This is a genomic window from Lysinibacillus sp. FSL M8-0355, assembly GCF_038008985.1.
GTDB classification, from domain to species: domain Bacteria; phylum Bacillota; class Bacilli; order Bacillales_A; family Planococcaceae; genus Lysinibacillus; species Lysinibacillus fusiformis_D.
The window spans coordinates 209,966-229,369 of sequence record NZ_JBBPAI010000001.1; the positions used below are offsets into that span (position 1 = coordinate 209,966).

Genomic DNA, 19,404 nt, shown 5'->3' on the forward strand with positions numbered 1-19,404 from the left:
TTCTCAAATGGAATTATAAATCACTGTCTGATAGGATACCATGGACGGAAACAGGAAAAGGGTTTGGATTTTTTCCGGTTAACATCAGCAACATTTCATCTAGCATTCGGTTTATAGCAATAGCAGAGTATTCGAACCAAGGATTTGATGGCAAAACATATACATGTCCATTTTTTACGGCTTGGAGCTCTTTCCAATGATCGAGGTATTGTAAAGTGAGCCAATAATTCCGAGTGGGCGAATCTGGGCAAATGATAAATAGTAGACGGTCTGGATTTATATCTACTAGCTGTTCAAGTGTAATAGGTTCGTTACATGTTTGTTGTTGCGCATCGACAGGACGAAGCTGCAAATCCGTAAAGAGCACATCCTGAATGCCTTTATTACAATATAAAAATAATTGGTCGCCACATAAACGGAGAACAGCAAAAGTATCCTCCCCAGTCACTCCTTTGATATCTTGTTTAGCCTGTAATACCTTTTGTTCATATGTTTGAATGAAATGCTCACCCACGCTTTGTTTTTTGACAGCAACAGCTATCTCTCTTAACTGTGTTCGCCAGTCCTTAGCTTGTATATAGACATTTTTAATACCCATTGTTTGAAGCCAATCAAGCATGGAGAGGGAGGGCTCCTCTTGGAAAATGTGAATATCTGGCTTAGCAGAGGCTAATTTTCTAAAGTTGTCTTCGGACTCTGCATCAAAAATATTGACATGCACTTGAATTTTGTCTTGGTAATGGTTGTAATAATAAGGACTCCATTTGGCATTCAATGGAGCTGCAACAGGTATGATGCCAAGTGCTAATAAATTCCCGGTAGCTGAAACAGAAAAAGTAGAGATTCGCTGACGAGCTATTTTATTAAAAGCAGAAGGTGAAACCCCCACTTCCTTTTTAAACTTCCGACTAAAATAAAATTCATCACTGTATCCAACTTTTCTAGCGATTTCACGAAGCAATAGATCTGTATCACGCAATAGCTGCTTAGCATGTCCAATACGCAGCTCCGTTAAATAATCAGTGGCACTTTGACCGAATGCCTTTTTAAATGCCTCACCAAAGTAGCTAGAACTTAGACCAGAAATGAGTGCCAGATGCTCCATCGTGAGTGGTTGATGATGGTTTTTAGCAATATAATCTCGAATATCCTTTAATGAAATTTGAGTTGTCATTCTATCTGTTATGCTTTCCGTTTTCATGTAACATGTCACCCCTTGTATATAATTATGGGAATTACTTTACAGTAACCAATAACTTTGGTAATGCACCGAGTAACTTCTCCCTTGTAAAGGCATCACTATAATTCCACTTTGTTGCATCCACTAAATAAACGTGGTTATTTTGTACGGCAGTGAGGCTTTTCCAAATATCACTTTGCATCAATTCCATCGTTGCCTTTTGCGATTCTGGTTTATCAGATAAAAGCATAAAGATTCGATCACCAGCGTATTGAGGCAAGTGGTTTATCGGAATTTCCTTATACCCCATGCTTGCTTGAAGTAATTTTTTTACTTGCGGGTGAGGTTGAAATCCATCTGGATGAAAAAGGGCAGGGGATAGACCTGTACAGCCCATGACATAAAGGCGTTTACCATGATCAAAGGTCAAAACTGATGCCGTTTCACCAGACTCTACAACGGTTTGTAGCTGCTGCCACATAGTTTGTTCTTGGATTTTAAAACGTGTTAGCCAATTTTCTGCACATTGTTGTTGGCTTAGCCATTGTCCTAATAGACGGATGCGTTCTTCTAATGAATCCCAAGAATTTAGGGTAATAGTTGGAGCAATCGACGATAATGCCTGATATTGCCGTTCGTCGTTATTTGTAAAAATGATTAAATCTGGATTAAGCTTTGAAGATTTTTCTAGATTGATTGGAAATGCTACATCTTGAATGTACGGAACATGGTTTTTATAAAAAGATTTACTAATAGAGTTTTTGTCACCACCTATTGGCTGTACATCAAAAATCAACATATCGCCAAATGTCTCTCCATGATAAATAATACGATGAGGAGAGGAAGGGATGACTACCTCATGTCCAGTCCAATCTTTTACAATTGTTCTTTGCTTATACTGCCGTGCAAACTGCTTTGGGGGAATCCCAATCACTTGTCGGAAGCGGCGATTAAAATAATATTCATCATCAAATCCAACTTGCTGTGCAATATCCTTTAATGGCTCATTTGTTTGTAGCAATAATTCCTTTGCATTGGTAAGACGTAAATCTGTAATATAATCTAACGGTTTTTTCCCTGTTAAAGTTTGAAAGATTGCGCTATATTGCCATTGAGCGATATGAGCTAGCTCTGACAGCTTTTTCACGGTTAAAGGCTGTTGATAGTAGCTATGTATATAGTTAATTGTTTCTTCAACCGACTTTGTCATTGTTAATTGGTAATTCACATGAAGCTGATGTTCAAATAATAAATTTAATAGTTCATACAAGATTCCGTGTTGTTTAAGATAATCTGATTTAGGCTTTAAATGATATAGATCTTCGGTAAGACGAATAAAGCGCGTATTTGGGTAAACGGTATACTCCACTTCATCAGAAAAAAGGGCTCCTAAATATGGAGAAGGGTACTCATGTTTTAGCTGAAAAGCTGTAAAAGTTATTTTATAGAAATGGAATTGCTTCGTTAGATCCGATAAATCTATCATAGAATGAGGTTGTATAAGAAAAATCTTCCCTTTCGTCACCAAATAGGGAATATCATCAATCGTTAATGTGCCACAGCCATCCATAAAAAGTATCATCGTATGGTGAGAAGTTGAGATAAACGGATAGCTCTGTGAAATATAGTCGATATCTTCTAAATGAAATAGTAAATTATTGTTAAAAGAAGATGAAATATTGTCTTCCATCTGTTCACTTCCTTGCTAAATGAAAATGATTATCAATTAACTATATTGTATAAAAAGTAAAGAGACATTTCAACAAAGATGAAATGTCTCTTGCTATTTATTTTTTTAGCATAGTAGGTATTTGTGTTAACAGCCATTCTCTAGTTGAGGCATCGCTATCACTTTTTTGAATATCAATTGTGTAAACATGTCCATTTTTCACAGCAGGTAGGTTCTTCCAGATTGGGCTTTCCATCATTTCTTTTGTCGATTGTTTCGCCTCATCATCTACTGGTGTTAGGATGAAAATTCGATCACCAGCATATTCAGGAAGAAGTTCTGTGGAGATTTCAGCAAAGCCTGTTCCATCATCAAGTATTTTTTGTATTTTGTCACCAGGCTTAAGAACGTTTGAATCGTATAAAACTTGAGAAAGTCCAGCACGTGCCATTACAAATAATCGGTCTCCTGGATAATAGGTTAAAACCGATGCCGTTTCATCTGGTTTAACGCTGCCATCAGCTACAAGTGAGTTCCACATTTTATCTGCTTTTTCTGTATAGTCATCTATCCATTGTGCTGCTTCATCTTTTTTATTAAGTATATCGCCTAGCTCTGTCAAACGTTGGTCCAAAGGCGCGAAAGTATCAAGCACTATGGTTGGAGTGATTTTAGAAAGCTGTGAATATGTCTTATCATCAGAAGTACCAATAATGATAAGGTCTGGTTTTAATGACAATGTTTTCTCAACATTTATAGGAAAACCAACGTCCTCTACATCTTTTACACGATCTTCCCAAGCATAATTTGTAATCCAGGAGAAGCCTGCACCAACTGTGTTGATATTCAATGCAAGCAAATCACCGTATCCTTCTCCATGATAAACCACTCTCTGTGGATTTACTGGAATTTCAACCTCATGATCTAAATAATCCTTATACAAACGAGTTGTTGCTTCAGTTGCTGTTGTCCCCTTTTTATTTGTTTCTTCATTGCTTGAACCACAAGCAGCCATAAATATCCCCATCAGTAGTAATAGGCTACAAATGAGCATATGTCGATTTAATTTTTTCATGTCTATTCCTCCATAAATGATAATCATTATCGATATAGATTAGCATAATTTAGTCATTGTCCAAGGACAATGGACAAACAAAAGATGGGTCATTGAGGTTTATCCAAAAAGCGAATGTCTTCTCTTTTAAATGGCAGAAAATAAAATCCGTTTAACCGTATAAGCATCCTTCCATAGGTGGAAAATGGGCCTTTCATTGAACTAAGATGCATGTAATGAAAGGAGTATACAAATGAAAAAATTTTGGGTGTTTGTCTTAACAGGTATGCTATTAATTGTTACAACGACAGGATTTGCACGTATGGCCTATGGCATTATTTTACCGTTTATGCAGGAGGGGTTAAGCCTTACGACCTCTCAGTCTGGTTACTTAGGTACAATGCTGTTTTTAGGCTATTTACTAACTGTTGGACTTTCAGGAGTACTCACAATACGCATTGGTGCAAAAAATGTTCTGTTAGTTGGAGGAGTCTGTGTTGTTTTAGGATTGATGGGTCTAGTTTTCGTCACTAGTTTCTGGGAGGCTGCTATCACACTGTTTTTTGCAGGCGCTGGTAGTGCACTTGTGTATACACCACTACTATCTATAGCCATTAGCCTATACCCTAAGAAACGAGGGGCTGTCATGGGGCTGTTAATGAGTGGAGCTGGAATTGGGATGCTTTTATCAGGCTTACTCGTCCCTTTTATGCTGCAACAATTTCCTACGTTAGGATGGCGAGGGGCGTGGTTAGTATTTGCGATTTTGACACTGATCGTCATGTTGTTAGCGTTCTGGACGATAAAGCAACCAAATCCTGTTAAGAAGGATACAATACAGGAAAAAACAACAGCTTGGCGCAATAAGCAGCTATATATCATTGCAGGTATTTATTTTGCTGTTGGTCTAGTCTATCTTATTCCTAATCTATACCAAACAAGCTATATGAAAAGCCTTGGGCTATCCAATGGACTAGCAGGTTCCATTTATGCCATTGCGGGAATCGTGTCGATTGGAGGCGCTCCATTCTGGGGAATGTTAGCAGATAAAATGGGTGTTAAAAAGGCATTAACAGCGGCTTTACTACTATCGGTTGTCGGCGATTTACTACCAATAGTGTTTGAAAATATTGGAGGGTTTATATTATCCTCTATTATTTGGGGTTCATCACTCGGTGGTGTTCTTGTCTTGATTCAGATGAAGGCAAGCCAGCAAGTGCCACCTCCATATATTGCATCTGCCATCGGATTTATTTCCATTTTTTATGCAGTTGGTCAAATGATGGGGCCTGGTTTAGCAGGTTGGTTAATTGAGCATGTTGGAGGATTTCCAGTTGCTTATGGCTTTGGAGCGATAGTTTTCTTTATATGTATCCTGCTAGCATTTACAATGACTACTGCAACAACAGAAGAATTCTAAATTTCATAGCGGAAAAGATGTACCTTTGCTATACTTTGGTTAATTATTGATAATCATTCTCAATAAAATACTGAGGGATGGTGAACGCTATGAATATCGACTTTCATCAAAATTTTACTCAATTTTTTCATGCATTAGAGATACTAAAACCACAGGAAAATGCAACACAATATATGACATTCCAATCATCGATAAAGGAAGGGGCAATACATCGTTTTATGCCTCGTGCAGATTTAGAGGTGGTTGTATCGGATTATTCATTTCATCAAGAACATCGAATGTATATCTCTACAGCGAAGCCAATGGTGGAAGTTAGCTACTGCTTGCAAGGGACACGTGGCGTTCATATTTCTAATTGTGAATATGAAGTAACGCCAGGAACATGTACTTTGCAATTAATGGAGCAAGTAGAGGCAAATTTTTTATTTAATAAAGATGAGTCTTATCAGATGGTTGGCATCGGTATTCCCGTAACAACTTTTAATCATTACATGGAAAAAATCAATGGCAATGGCGGTGCTACCAAGTTTTCTAAGGTTCTTCAAGGATATCCCTATCGTTTGTTTCAAGAGAAGATAGATTCGCTTGATTTGTTTATGGTAAAACAGCTGCTAGAAGGGATAGCAGCTAATCGGATGACTAATTTGGAGTTAGAAAGCATGGCTTTACAGCTTTTAACGAGAACATTTCAAACCTTTTTCTCTCATCCTACTAATTCAATGGAATTTTCACAGGACGATAGAGCTAAACTATCTCAAGCAAAAGCCATCATGGCAGGAAATATAGTGAATCCTCCTTCACTCATGGAGCTGTCTCGTTTAATTGGCTTAAATGATTATAAGTTGAAAAAAGGATTTAAAGAAATGTATGGCACAACAGTATTTGGCTACTTACGTGAGCAAAGATTAGAAAAGGCTTGTTATTTACTACAAAATGGAACAATGAATGTCATGGAAGTGGCAAATGCTGTCGGGTATTCGAATCCAAGTCATTTTGCTGAGGTTTTTAAGGAGAGGTATGGGCTGAGTCCTCGAGAATTTGTAAAATATAGTTCACACTAAAACCCCTCCAGCGTTATGTTGACGCTGGAGGGGTTTTCTTACTTAGCAATGCTATCTACGACATTTTGAATGATTTGTCGATTAGCAATAGCCCCTGAATATAACCAACTTGAATTTTGGTCAAATTCATAAACATGGCCATTTTTAATAGCAGGTATATTTGCTAAGAGTGGATCACTTAATAATTCAGTGCTGCCTGTATGATCACTGTTAATAACAAAAAGATAGTCAGCATCTATTTGTATAAATTTTTCTAAAGAAACCTGTGACCAATCACCAGCAGCAGAGGCTGATACCTCTTTTACTAAGGTTGGTGTTTGTAGTCCGAGATCCTCATAAAGAACAACACCGCTAGAAGCTGTGTCACTTACCATATAAATTGTATTTTTAATATTCCAGATGACAGTGGCAGAAGGGCTTCCAACTTTGTTGTGAATAGCTTCTTTAGCTTCTTTAGCTTCTTTAGCAAATTGATCATAATCTGCAAGGACTTTTTTTGCTGTATCTGTTTGACCAAAAATTTCGCCCATTGTTAAGAGCTTATTGCGCCAATTATTATCCTCTGCTCCCATGACATAAGTAGGCGCAATTTTGCTATATTGCTCGTATTTTTCACCTTCAGCAATTTCAGGTGAACCAATTACAATTAAATCCGGATTAAAGCTTGTAACAGCTTCGTAAGGAAGATCAAATTCAATTGTTGGGATGTCTTTTAATGAATCTTGAAGGTAGCCTTGGATAGAGGTACCTCCTTTGACTGACCATTGTGCAACTGGCTTTATGCCCAATGCTACAAGGTGATCTTCTAAATAGGGTGCAATGACATGCTGAGGATTTTTGGGAATGGTCACTGCATGACCGATGGCATCTGTTAAAACCCGATTAGTGCTCTTTTCATTTGTTGTATCGGATGAGGAAGATGGTTGATTTCCACATGCAGCTAATAGGATGGAAATAATAAAAATGCCTATTAACAAGACATTTTGTTTTATATATTTTGTCAAAACGATAAGCCTCCTAATTCAATTGATTTCTATCATGCTATTTCATTATAATGAAAATGATAATCAATATCAATTTGATGTTTAGGAGATAAAACGAAATGAACAAAGATCGTCAGTTACTGTCCCATATTTTTTATCAACCTATTCAAATAGTGACATTACAAGAAATGTTAAATGACAAAGCAGCACATTTCACACATCCTATTATTGTCATCATTTATGAGGGACAAGTAGAGTGCACCCACCAAGGTAAGAAGATTCAGCTTAGTTCAAATTCTGTTATGCTGTTGAACGATACTGACGATTTTCATTTACTTGAAACAGGTGAAAGTAGCGGAATCGTCATTCAGTACTGTGCATATGGCTCTAAAACGGATCATTTATTACAAGATGCTATTTTAATTGAACATGGCTCCTATCGGCTCATGAATCTAGCTAAAGAAATAGAAAAGGAAGCGGACGCCCAAGGTAACAATCCGTTTCACTTACAAAAATTATTTGGTGAAATGCTTGAAGTGTTATACAACCATTTACGTGATAATACACAACAACAACTATGGATTGATAAGGTACTTCATTATATCAACCTACATTTTCGTGAAGAATTAACAAGGGAGCAGCTGGCTGAAAATGCACAAGTAAGTCCTGAGCATTTTTCACGTACCTTCCACAAGCATACTGGTCATACATATAGTGAATATTTAACGTTGCTAAGAATACGAGAATCCCAGAAAAAGCTGTTGTTAGCGATGCCGAAATTAGATGATCTTGCCCAGGAGGTTGGCTACCGTGAGGGTACTTATTTAAGTAGGAAATTTAAAGAATTAGTGGGTATGTCACCGACAGTTTATTATCAAAAATCGAAGCGTGTCATTGCGCTTAATACCAATCATACAGCCTGCTTACTTGCTCTGGGCATTACGCCAGTGTTGGGGGTGTATTCTCCATTTCTGGAGGGTATCGAGCCAGTACCCTCTTTGCAGAGGCTTAAAGGCTATGAGTATGCTATTACGTCAAATTATCAGGAGATAACCGCAGCATGTCCAGATGTTATTGTTAACTACAGTGGTGGCAAGGAGAAACAAGCATTACTGTCAGTAGCCCCTGTATTCGAGCTACCATGTAGACAATTGAGTTGGCGAGAGCAATTTGGGCTGATTGCCGATATTGTTGATAGGCGAGAAGTGTGTAAGAGCTGGCTTCAGCAATATGATGAACAAATAGCGCATTGTAACTATATTCTTGATCAACAACTTGGGTCAAGAAGGGGTACCGCTATTGTTTGGGAAATAGGTAGTCATCAAGCATATTGTTTAAATAGTAGTCATGGGAGAGGAAGTCATATATTATATGAGGATTTAGGCTTTAGTCGACCAGATGCGATAGTCACGAAAAACATTGAACAAACAGGCTACTTAACAGTAGATATTGAAGATATTGTGTACTTTCCAGCTGATTATATATTCGTTACGGCTCTTCCTACAACAGATTTTGGAAAGGAGTGTCTCTTAACAGTATTGCAGTCAGAAAAATGGCGGTCACTTACGGCAGTGCAAAAGAAGCAGATGTACTTTATGAATCAATATGAATTATTTTATGGCTATGACCCATTATCTACAGTGGCTCAATTACAAAAATTAATGGAAGTACTAACATCATAAAAGTACAAGGGAACAAATCACTTCCATGCATAGACAGTTATTTTACTTTCTTCTACAATTATTGAGAATGATTATCAACTAATGTGTATGGAGGGAAAAAATGCTTAGACAAAATAGAAAATTCATAGCACCACTGTTTCTTCTATTACTTCTTTTGTTAACGGCTTGTGGGGAAAATGAAAAAAACACTAGTTCAACTACAGAACAAGATACAAAAGAAGCAGAGACAAAAACGGTCCAGACGACAAATGGCGAAATTGTTATTCCGACTAATCCACAGCGTATCGTAGCAGAGGAATATATTGCTAGTTTGCTTGTATTGGACGTGAAACCAGTGGGAGCTCCTGGGTTGGCTCTTGAAAACTATTATTTAAAGGATGGATTAAAGGATGTAGAAGAAATCGGTGATTATGGAAAACCATCGATTGAAAAAGTTATATCACTCAAACCAGATTTAATTATTACGGGCAATGGGGAAAATTACGATGCTTTAAGTAAAATTGCACCGACAGTTGTCATCCCTTATGGTGAATTAAAGAATGCACATGAAGAGCTTACATATTTTGGTGAATTGCTTGACAAAGAGCAGGAAGCGAAGGATTGGCTCGCACAATACGATCAAAAGATTGCCGATGCAAAAGCACTGGTAGATGCGATTATTCCAGAGGATGCAAGCTTTTCTATTATTGAAGATGCAGGCAAATCTTATTATGCTTATGGCGATAACTTTGGACGTGGTGGACAGCCAGTTTATCAGTCGCTTGGTCGTAAGCCACCTGCTAAAGTAGCAGACGAAATTATGGAAAAGCAGTGGGTTGAAATTTCAAAAGAGGTGCTAGCAGATTATACAGGAGACTACATCATTTTAACTGCAGATGGTCGCACAGTTGAAGATTTTAAAAATGATCCAATATGGGGCAGCCTACCAGCTGTAAAAAACGATCATCTTTATGTTTGGCCTGAGGAACGTTCGTGGTACTATGACCCTACAGCAGTGTTGGCTCAGGTTGAGGAATTAACCAAATGGCTAACGACTAAAAAATAACAGGGTGAGTTGTGCAGATAATTTATTAGTACGATGGTTTATAGCAAGTAAAAAAAGGAAGCAACTTTAGCAATAAAGGTGTTTCTTTTTTGTTGTTTCATTTTAATATATTATTGAGAATGTTTATCATTTATAATATTCACATGAGGTACCATTCTATGCTTTGACTAGAAAGGTGTGGAAACAAACAGTGAACATAGATGATCATATCCTTTTGTGGAAAGCGGCTTCCATTCAATTGTTTGATATTCGTTATACAAGGATGCAAAGTGATGAACAGCTTAGCTCCTATCGTGTACCAGCTAGCGGTTTTTTGTACGCAATAAAGGGAAAGGCTAAAGTATTATTAGACAGTAAAGCCTATAAGATAGAAAATTTTTATATAGTGCATATTGGTAAAGGGAGCTGCCTGCATATTAGTGCTGTAGAAGATAGTTTGGAGTACTATTTAATTCTCTACAAAGCGACGTTACCTCCTCCCCATAGAAAAAATTTGCTAGCGTTGTGGGAACGTGAAAAACCTTTTCAGCTTCAATATGCTTTTCAAATTTCGAATGCGCTCACATTACAGGAAAAAATCGAAACTATGCACCGAGAGTGGCTCAAACAGGGCAATCTAGCCCATTTTCATGTCAAAGCCCTTTTTTATCAATTCATTTATGAACTTTTGCAGCAATTACATCAACAGCAGGTCATTGTTCAACAGCCGGACCTTGTGGAGCAAATTCAAAATTATATAGAAGAATATTACAATCAACCGATTACACGAGAATCGCTTGCTCAAATGTTGAATTATAGTGTGCCCTATATAGCTAAGCAATTTAAGCAGAAGACGGGTAGAAGTATTATTGATTATCTTATCCAGATAAGAATACAAAAAGCACAGCAGTTATTATTACATACCACTTCGAGCTTGCAGGAGATTGCGTCGAGTGTTGGCTATGAAGATGTCTCTTATTTTATCCGTATCTTTAAAAAGTACAGTGGGCAAACCCCAATGCAATTTAAACAACAGCCAGATAAGCATAAATCGTATCGTCCTATGTATCGGCTTTCTTTGTCTAATGATAAAAAGTGGATACGACATTATATTGATAATGATAATTATTATCAATATAAAGCAAAAGGAGATTTATCGATGAATAAAAAAGCAAAGTCCTCTATGATGGCGACTCTATTGCTATGCTTCACTTTATTGCTTAGTGCATGCTCTGGTACTGCTATCACAGCTTCTAATAATGGAGAAACAAAAGCACCAGCTAATGAGTCAACGGAAGTACAGTCGACAACCAAAATTGTATCCACTGTGAAGGGGGATGTCGAGATTCCTGTTGACCCAGAACGTATCGTAACCGATTATTACCCAGGTTTTTTATTAACTATGGGCATTAAACCAGTTGGAACACAGGAGCTTTATATGAAAAGCCCTTACCTGAAGGAGCATAATGAAGGAATTACTTATTTTGAAGAATCCCTTGAAGCCGTAGTTGATTTGAAGCCCGACCTTATCATTACTGGGGATGATAAGAAATACGAAGCATATGCTAAAATAGCGCCTACAGTTTTAATACCCTTTAATTTAGAAATGGATGCAACATTGGAGGAGTTTAGTAAAATTTTAGATAAAGAAGAAGAAGTGAAGGCTTGGTTAGATGACTATAATCAAAGGGTAGCAAAAGCGAGACAAACGGTTCAAGATATCATTGGTAAGGATCAAACCGTGACGATTTTTGCTGGTGGAGCAAAAAATAACATAACATTATATGGTAATGGTTATACAGGGCGATCATTTTATGATGGGCTTGGACTAACTCCACCCGCAAAAGTAGTAGAGGAAATTGATCCTGAAAAGCCGTGGCTGGAATTATCACCTGAATTACTTCCAGATTATGCGGGTGATTATATTTTTGTGGCTGTTGATAAAGCGACAGAAACATATGATTATAAAAACGAACCAGTTTGGAAAACGCTAGATGCTGTGCAAGATGATCAAATTTTTGAAATTGATGGCTGGAGTTTCTGGTTTTCAGATCCTATTTCAATCCTAGGACAAATTGAAGAAGTGACAGAAATGCTAGTACAGCATGCAAAAGCAAAATAAATGGGATTCCATAAAATCACTCAAGCATTGGATGTTTGAGTGATTTTTCTATGTTTCATGCATGATTGTAGAAAAATGTATTGAGAACGATTATCAATTATAATAAACTGGGAGATAGTGATAATTGGAAGGAATGATGTAGGATGCTGCCAAAAGAGGAGTTTTTTTTTCTTTGGAATCATGCAACGATTAAAGTACTCGATATACGATATGAACTATTTAAACCTGAAGAGATTGGGAAATTATATAAATTGCCTGCTAATATGTTTCTTTTTGCCACAGGTGGAGGTGCAGAAATCCAGATCGATTTAACAAACTATACACTAGAGGGCTTTCATCTTATTCACGGTGGAAAAGGCTCCACTTTGCAAATCGTGGCAACAGACAAAGGGTTTGAATACTACATGGTATTTTATCGAGCTTCCATTCCTTTAACCCTTAATAAAATGATAGCAAGAGCCATGCAAAGCAATAATCCTTTCAACTATCAATACAGTCTTATACCTAACTCACCTATTACTATGTTTAAAAAAATACATTATATGTATATAGAATGGGGAAATGCTAATAATCTCAGCAAATTTACCATTAAATCGCTATTCTATCAATTATTAAATGAGATTTTCAAGCAGTTAGAACAAGACAGTATCGACATTCAAAAGCTGAATGTCTCTAGTCAAATTAAAGCCTATCTAGAAGAAAATTATGCACAGCCATTGACTTTAGAATCAATTGCGAAGGCATTACGCTATAGTCCATCCCATTTATCCATTCAATTCAAGCAACAAATAGGTTGTAGTCCGATTGAGTATTTAATTCAGCTCCGTATTGAAAAAGCTTCTATTTTGCTTGAGCAGACAAATGCTAGCTTGCGCGATATCGCAATGGGTGTCGGCTATAACGATGTTTATTATTTTAGTAGACTATTCAAAAAGAGAGTAGGCGTTTCCCCCATAAAATTTCGTCAAAGGGAACAGTTGAATCGTCTAGTAAAAGATAGTCCTTCAATGTCTGAAAGATACTCCATTGTCGATTGGAGCTTCCAAGATTATATTGAGAATGGTTATCAATATAATGAAAGGAAGTATGAACCAATGAATAAAAGAGGATTATCAGCTATTGCAACACTCTTTCTATGTCTGACACTTTTATTAAGTGCTTGCAGTAGTGGAGCAACAACAAATACTGGAAGCGGGGAAAAACAGGCCTCTACGGCACAAGCAGTCAGCGAATCACAAACAAAAATTGTATCCACTATGAAAGGAGATGTAGAAATACCTGTAAATCCTGAGCGAGTAGTGGTGATGTATTATACAGGTGATGTACTAGCTTTTGATGTGACACCAGTGGGCTCCTCTAAAATACAAGAGGGAGCAGCATTTGAGGAAGAATTAAAAACAGTTGAAAGTTTAGGTGAGTGGTTCGAACCAAATGTGGAGGCAGTAATCCAATTAAAACCTGACGTCATCATTATCCCAAGTAAGGATGAGCTGTATGAGCAAATGCAAAAAATTGCACCTACTGTCATGATCGATTTCTCTACATCACTGGATGACCGTTTAACGAAGATTGGTGAAGTATTAGGGAAAGAGAAAGAAGCAAAAGAGCTTTTAGCTAATTTCTATACCAAAGTAGAGAACAGTCAAGAGAAGCTGAAAGAGGCAGGTATTTTAGATAAAACAGTTAGTATTATGGAAGGCGGCAAAGGACAAATGTCCGTAGTGACAAGCTATACCTATGGACGTGGTTCCCAAGCTATTTATGAGTATTTAGGTTTGAAAGCACCTGATATTATTCAAAAGAAAATTGATGACAAAAACAACACGGATGAGGCAATCAATGTTTCTTTAGAAGTACTAACAGATTATGCAGGTGATTTTGTGTTCCGTTCATCCTACGAAGGAATGGTGGATTTAACAGATCACCCAGTTTGGTCTAATATCCCAGCCGTTAAAGAAGGAAGGCTGATTGAAATGGATTTTGGTTTTTGTTACTATAACGACATTTATTCATTAACAAAGCAGCTAGATTTCATCGTGGACAACCTAGTAGCTACGACAAAATAGTATAAACATTAGAGAGTGCCCCATAAATATCGTTTATGGGGCTTTTGTCTACAGTCTGGAACAACTAACTTGAATTTAGTTGTTTCTTCTTTCAGAAGCGTCATGCTTATTTTCTTATAATTTGGAATGTGCCAGACGTAGTTGCTTGAACAATATGACGATTTCCATCAACATAGAAGTTAGTATGCAACTTCTCACCTAAATCGTTCCTTTGAATAATGGAAGCATTTTTAGGCAAATTGTTAATAATTAATTCGATGTTTTCCTCGAATTCTATAGGTTTATTATTGAGTGTCATCTTGAATGTAATGTTATTTAATTTTCTTTTAAGCTGAATTTCTATGACACCAGTAGTATCCTTATCCACTAAAGTTGAGAGAGAAGGAATAATTAATGTCATATTAGATTTGGTAGTTAAGATAAATCTTTCTGTGTGAACTCCTGGGTCAGTGACATTTATTTTTGCACTATAATCATTTCTATTTCTAGACATAGCCGTTGTTTTACCAGGCAATGCGGCGGTATTGGAAAAATTAGGCTTTGTATTTTCAACTGATTGTGTTGGAAGTTTATATTTACCATTCACAAAATCAATTAAAATAGACACATTTGGAACTATTTGTTGCTGCACGGGTGTTAGCGCCTCAAACGCAGTTTTAACCTTTTGTACATCCTTAATTGTAGATGTTTTAGGTGATAGAGCAGCAATGGCATTTTCTACATCTTTGGCAGCAGCTTTATCCTTTACGACAAGTCGTTCAGCCTCTAATAATAGTTGCTCTGTACCATACGGTAAATAAGCATTTGTAAATTTTCGTAATGCATTATATTCAGCACGTGCTGCCTCAACTTCTTGATGGAAGCTTAAACGTGAAGAATTTAATAATTGTATTTTCGTTACTACTTTGTCAATTGTCGTATTTGGACTTATATATGATGATAGTATTCTCTGTGTTTCAGCATTAACAAATGTTTTCTGTGCAGCGTTTAAAGAATTGAACCACTCCCTTGTAGCCAAAACATTTTCATAATAATTTACTGCGGTAGGTTCTACAGAAGCTAGTTTTTCTTCAATTTGTGAAGCGAGTTTACGATATAAAATTCTAGTATGTTGATGATTGGAAAGTACGTCATAATTAGTAACATACTGTTTTTCTGTTTCAGTCAAATTGTTATAAGCTTTGAGAGCCGATTCCAATCTTGTTTGGAATGAGGAATATCGATCATCAATGATTGATATGAGCTGAACAACATTCCAGACATTAGAATTGTAGTAGTAGTTATTATTGTATGTGTAGGCTATTTTTGATGGCTCTGTAACTTCAGCTGCTGATGCTGGTGCACTGTAAAGAAGTGAAGGGATAGCAACTAAAGACAGCAAAGCCAATCTTTTTTTGTTTTTCATACTAAGAGAAGCCTCCTATTTTATTTTTCATGGTAGATGCAGTGGGAATCTATCCAAGATTTGGTGTTAAATCAATTTTATCATAGCCTAGGATCTTTTTATGCATTTTTTAGATGATTAGGTAGATTGGTTATAAAATTTATGTGAGCATCATATAACTTCAGTACCTATAGAGGAAGTTATATTTGTAAAGATAATAGAAATTTAATGAGAAAAACAGGTGATGTTGAGTAGAGAGCATGGTGAGTCAATTGGTTACAATTGATCCCGAAGGTTAAAAATGCATCACTAGGTACTGTTCAAAAGAAGAAAATGAACAATTCATCAAAGTATTATGTTGTAACAGGTACATAAGAAAATCGACAAATCGCTGAAAATATTCATGATGTGATGAAGTATTAATTTGGGTGGTATGTAGACATTGAACAGATTAATAGTAGATGGAGAGCCAAGAAGGGAACGGTTACAAGCAAACTAAGCAGAAAAGAAAATTAAGCAGCTGAACAGTCAAAAGTTACGAATGTGATACCTGAATAATTCAAGGATGTTCAGGATTTGTTCAGTACCATGTAGTAAGCTATTTTATGTAATCTTGTCAATGTCTTAAACTGTAAGCAAACCAAGAAAGACTAGGCTTCTTTTGTAAGCCTAGTCTTTTTTGTTCGTGCAATGGATAGGATTTCTGGAAGAGATGAATAGAGCTCATAAAGTGATGGATTCACCTTCCAAACTGACGGTTAGAACGACATCATTCGCCTTTAAGTTTTTGGAATGGAGAAGGAGATGGTTGTGCCTTGATCAATGACACTGTTTATCGTTAATTCCACGCCAAATAATTGCTTTAGACGTTGTTCCGTATTGACAAGACCTACGCTTGTTTTCTTTCCAGGTATCCTATGTTCAAAGCCAACACCGTTATCAGAAATGGCTATTGTAAAAAGCTTCTCCATCTCTTTGATGCAAATGGTCACAGTGCCACCCTCCCGACGAGGTAAAATACCATGCTGGATAGCATTTTCGACCAAGGTTTGTAACGACAGTGGAGGAACAAACAGACTCATCTGATTAGGAATATTCCACACAACTCGTATCCTGTCACCAAAGCGAATTTGTTCAATTGCAATATAGGCGCGTACAAGCTTTAATTCATAGTCGATAGGCACGACTAAATCGACATTTTGGAAATCGAAACTCATTTGTAGGTAATCACTAAAGGCCAGTAGTAATTCCTCCATTTTTTCATCATCTACTCCATTTAAAGAAATAATAGAATTCAGTGTATTGAAGAAAAAGTGAGGTTGAATTTGTGCTTGGAGCCATGCAGCTTCAATGCGAAGACGTTCCTCACTAGATTGCTTCATCTGAATGAGTGCTTGAACACGTGATTTAAGCTCCATGTATTCCATTGGTTTCCTAATGTAGTCATTTGCTCCACTTAAAAAGGCGAGTCGAATATCTTCACTTTGCTGTCGAGCTGTTAAAAATAATATGGGCAGCTCTGAAATTGAGAATTTTTCACGAATGTACTTTGCCAATTCATAGCCAGACATATGCGGCATCATAATGTCGGAAATAACTAAATCAAAGCTACTCTCTTGTAGTTTTCTAAGAGCTTCGGTCCCACTTAAAGCTGTTTCAATTTCAAAGGGTTCAGTCGAAAATGCATTAACGAGAACTTGTAAGTTTACAGCATCATCATCCACGACAAGAATTCTTGCCTGACTGGTCACCAAAGTAGTTTCTTCAGTGGAAGCGGCAAAGCTTTCTTTCATTTGCGATAAATCATTTAACAATGACGTAAATTTTAATAATGTTGTATCCATCTCAGTATTTGAGTCACTGTATTCCACTGTTTGTGTCTTTGCTATGGGTAAGGAGAACGTAAAGGATGAGCCTTCCCCAAGAGTGGAAGTCAACGATATTGTCCCACCGTGCAAAGATATAAGCTCTTGGCAAATACTTAAGCCTAATCCGAGGCCCCCACTTACCGACGTCATTGTTGAATCAACTTGCTCATAAGGGTCGAATATTCTTTCTTGCATATCCTTTTCAATGCCAATTCCTGTATCTGTAACGGAAATATATAATTTTTTACCAACCACTTCGGCATCAATCGTAATGGAGCCCTGCTCTGTAAATTTAATGGCATTATGAATTAGGTTGGCAAAAATTTGAATTAATCGTGTCTCATCTGCTAACACAAAAGGTGAATTAGTAGGTATCCGTATGATAAGCTCAATTGGTTTTCCTTTCAGCATAAAACGAAACATATTGCTAACCCCACTTGCGAGATTATAAGCATTCAAAGGTTTGGGCTGCAGTCGAAGCGTTTTTTCTTTTAGCTTTACTAGATCTAATAAATCATCTAGCATATGGGTCATGTGATTGCCGATTCTTACCAATAGTTTTAAATCACTTTGATCTTCTTTAGTTTCCTGTTTTACTAACAAAGTTTGGGCGATGCTCATCATGCCGTGCAAAGGGTTTCGCAGCTCATGAGAGGTATTTGCTAGAAAATCATCCTTTGTACTTATTTCTTTTTGTAATTTCACAGAAAGCTTTTCAGTTTGTAAGGTTGATTGAAAATAGCGTGTAAACCAAAATGCGGATAATGCCGTTATACCAATTAATAAATCAAAAGGATAATGACTATAAGGTAGTGTAGCATTTTGTCTTATAGAGAAAAATAATGAATTAGTGACTACTGCTGTCCCTGTTAATAATAAAAATATTACGCCTTTTTGACCTTTTATCACGATAGACAATGTGAAAATCGTTATAATAATAGGCGAGACGATGAAAAGTATTATGAATATCATTTTTGTTTTAAAAATGTATTCTATCGGGGTTACTACAATAAATAATAAATAGGTAGCACATAGCAAAGGAACAATCGTTAATATTTTAGGCTTAGCGTATTCCTTCATCAATTCACGTAGGAACAAAACGAAAAACATCATATTGTTAATATAAGAAAAATAAAATAATTTGTTTGCCCAAATCCAATTGATAGGTAGGTAGCTAAATAAAATTTTATTGCTAGAAACGAGTACGGTTACACAGGTTGAAACAATAATCAAGGCAAAATAAAGAAGAGATTTATCCCGAATACCGATAATCCAAAGTAGAATCGTAAATAATAGATAAAAAATAAAGACTAAGCAAACCGCCATTTGAGTTGTAATGGAAAAGGTTTTTGATTGTTCCATAGAGTGCAAATCGCCAAAAATAATTTCTTTTTGAAACCCGCCTTGTACATATGGGTTTGTTTGAACACCTTGGATAATAATTTCGCTTTCATTAGTATTAAGCGTAAAATAATGGGTTACAGGTCTGCCAATAGGAGCCGTTTGAGTATAATCCGCTGTAAGATTCCCTAGTCCACCAATGAATTGACCATCTATGTAAAGCTCATAGGGAGCTAAACCTTCAGGAATCGTAATGCCATACATCTGAGGTGCAGTGTGTTCTTTGAGAATTTTTAAACGATAAGAACCATAATGAACCTCATCATTATGTTGAAAATACTGATCCCAAGATTCTGGTTGATTTGTATAAACTTTATGTTGTTCGACTGATTGGGTATTTTCTGAAGCGAGAAGGATATTAGGGTAGAATTCCCATTCCTTTTGTAGCTTAATTATAAAATTATGGCTTGTATCAATATTTCTTAAATTAACAGTCCCTTGGATAGCATCGATCCCTGTTGAAATATTTGTGAAATTCATCCAAGTGAAG

General features: G+C 36.6%; 12 protein-coding genes. 6 read left to right on the top strand and 6 right to left on the bottom strand.

Going from position 1 to position 19,404, the window contains the following annotated elements; all coding sequences use genetic code 11:
• Window positions 1-13 precede the first annotated feature (13 nt).
• From MKY46_RS01015 to MKY46_RS01025, 3 genes are all read right to left on the bottom strand, one after another.
• On the bottom strand, window positions 14-1,201 hold the full coding sequence (locus MKY46_RS01015) for a helix-turn-helix domain-containing protein (RefSeq protein ID WP_036125809.1): 1,188 nt from the start codon (window positions 1,199-1,201) through the stop codon (window positions 14-16).
• A gap of 34 nt (window positions 1,202-1,235) precedes the next feature.
• Window positions 1,236-2,870: an ABC transporter substrate-binding protein gene (locus MKY46_RS01020; protein WP_036125811.1), complete on the bottom strand. Its 1,635-nt coding sequence runs from the start codon at window positions 2,868-2,870 to the stop codon at window positions 1,236-1,238.
• Window positions 2,871-2,967: 97 nt separating this feature from the next.
• Window positions 2,968-3,924 (bottom strand): ABC transporter substrate-binding protein, encoded by a 957-nt coding sequence (locus MKY46_RS01025; protein ID WP_170829879.1) that lies wholly within the window; start codon window positions 3,922-3,924, stop codon window positions 2,968-2,970.
• A gap of 232 nt (window positions 3,925-4,156) precedes the next feature.
• Here MKY46_RS01025 and MKY46_RS01030 point away from each other — a divergent pair, with 232 nt between their 5' ends.
• Together MKY46_RS01030 and MKY46_RS01035 are read left to right on the top strand one after the other, a co-directional pair.
• Entirely contained in the window at window positions 4,157-5,323 is a 1,167-nt protein-coding gene (locus MKY46_RS01030; RefSeq protein ID WP_036125817.1) for an MFS transporter, read from the top strand.
• An 89-nt stretch (window positions 5,324-5,412) separates the two neighbouring features.
• On the top strand, window positions 5,413-6,384 hold the full coding sequence (locus tag MKY46_RS01035) for a helix-turn-helix transcriptional regulator (RefSeq protein ID WP_036125819.1): 972 nt from the start codon (window positions 5,413-5,415) through the stop codon (window positions 6,382-6,384).
• Between the two features lie 38 nt (window positions 6,385-6,422).
• Here MKY46_RS01035 and MKY46_RS01040 read toward each other — a convergent pair whose 3' ends face one another.
• The gene (locus tag MKY46_RS01040; protein ID WP_340833620.1) at window positions 6,423-7,388 is read right to left on the bottom strand and encodes an ABC transporter substrate-binding protein; all 966 of its coding nucleotides are present in this window, start codon (window positions 7,386-7,388) and stop codon (window positions 6,423-6,425) included.
• A gap of 98 nt (window positions 7,389-7,486) precedes the next feature.
• Between MKY46_RS01040 and MKY46_RS01045 the strand changes: the two genes are divergently transcribed.
• From MKY46_RS01045 to MKY46_RS01060, 4 genes are all read left to right on the top strand, one after another.
• Complete coding sequence (locus tag MKY46_RS01045; protein ID WP_036125824.1) at window positions 7,487-9,049, top strand: AraC family transcriptional regulator; 1,563 nt, start codon at window positions 7,487-7,489, stop codon at window positions 9,047-9,049.
• Window positions 9,050-9,149: 100 nt separating this feature from the next.
• Window positions 9,150-10,094 (top strand): ABC transporter substrate-binding protein, encoded by a 945-nt coding sequence (locus tag MKY46_RS01050; protein WP_036125827.1) that lies wholly within the window; start codon window positions 9,150-9,152, stop codon window positions 10,092-10,094.
• 190 nt (window positions 10,095-10,284) lie between these two features.
• Window positions 10,285-12,195, top strand: coding sequence for an AraC family transcriptional regulator (locus MKY46_RS01055; RefSeq protein WP_036125829.1), 1,911 nt, complete (start codon window positions 10,285-10,287; stop codon window positions 12,193-12,195).
• Window positions 12,196-12,338: 143 nt separating this feature from the next.
• Window positions 12,339-14,261, top strand: coding sequence for an ABC transporter substrate-binding protein (locus MKY46_RS01060; protein ID WP_036125752.1), 1,923 nt, complete (start codon window positions 12,339-12,341; stop codon window positions 14,259-14,261).
• Between the two features lie 106 nt (window positions 14,262-14,367).
• Here the strand turns inward: MKY46_RS01060 and MKY46_RS01065 are convergent, their stop codons facing one another.
• Window positions 14,368-15,666: a hypothetical protein gene (locus MKY46_RS01065; protein ID WP_036125749.1), complete on the bottom strand. Its 1,299-nt coding sequence runs from the start codon at window positions 15,664-15,666 to the stop codon at window positions 14,368-14,370.
• 758 nt (window positions 15,667-16,424) lie between these two features.
• Window positions 16,425-19,394, bottom strand: coding sequence for a hybrid sensor histidine kinase/response regulator (locus MKY46_RS01070; RefSeq protein ID WP_196243757.1), 2,970 nt, complete (start codon window positions 19,392-19,394; stop codon window positions 16,425-16,427).
• Between the last annotated feature and the right edge of the window lie 10 nt (window positions 19,395-19,404).

Excerpts from the sequence above, each read along its gene's own strand:
- MKY46_RS01015 (WP_036125809.1), bottom strand. The coding sequence starts at position 1,201 with ATGAAAACGGAAAGCATAACAGATAGAATGACAACTCAAATTTCATTA.
- MKY46_RS01020 (WP_036125811.1), bottom strand. The coding sequence starts at position 2,870 with ATGGAAGACAATATTTCATCTTCTTTTAACAATAATTTACTATTTCAT.
- MKY46_RS01025 (WP_170829879.1), bottom strand. The coding sequence starts at position 3,924 with ATGAAAAAATTAAATCGACATATGCTCATTTGTAGCCTATTACTACTG.
- MKY46_RS01030 (WP_036125817.1), top strand. The coding sequence starts at position 4,157 with ATGAAAAAATTTTGGGTGTTTGTCTTAACAGGTATGCTATTAATTGTT.
- MKY46_RS01035 (WP_036125819.1), top strand. The coding sequence starts at position 5,413 with ATGAATATCGACTTTCATCAAAATTTTACTCAATTTTTTCATGCATTA.
- MKY46_RS01045 (WP_036125824.1), top strand. The coding sequence starts at position 7,487 with ATGAACAAAGATCGTCAGTTACTGTCCCATATTTTTTATCAACCTATT.
- MKY46_RS01050 (WP_036125827.1), top strand. The coding sequence starts at position 9,150 with ATGCTTAGACAAAATAGAAAATTCATAGCACCACTGTTTCTTCTATTA.
- MKY46_RS01060 (WP_036125752.1), top strand. The coding sequence starts at position 12,339 with ATGCTGCCAAAAGAGGAGTTTTTTTTTCTTTGGAATCATGCAACGATT.
- MKY46_RS01065 (WP_036125749.1), bottom strand. The coding sequence starts at position 15,666 with ATGAAAAACAAAAAAAGATTGGCTTTGCTGTCTTTAGTTGCTATCCCT.
- MKY46_RS01070 (WP_196243757.1), bottom strand. The coding sequence starts at position 19,394 with ATGAATTTCACAAATATTTCAACAGGGATCGATGCTATCCAAGGGACT.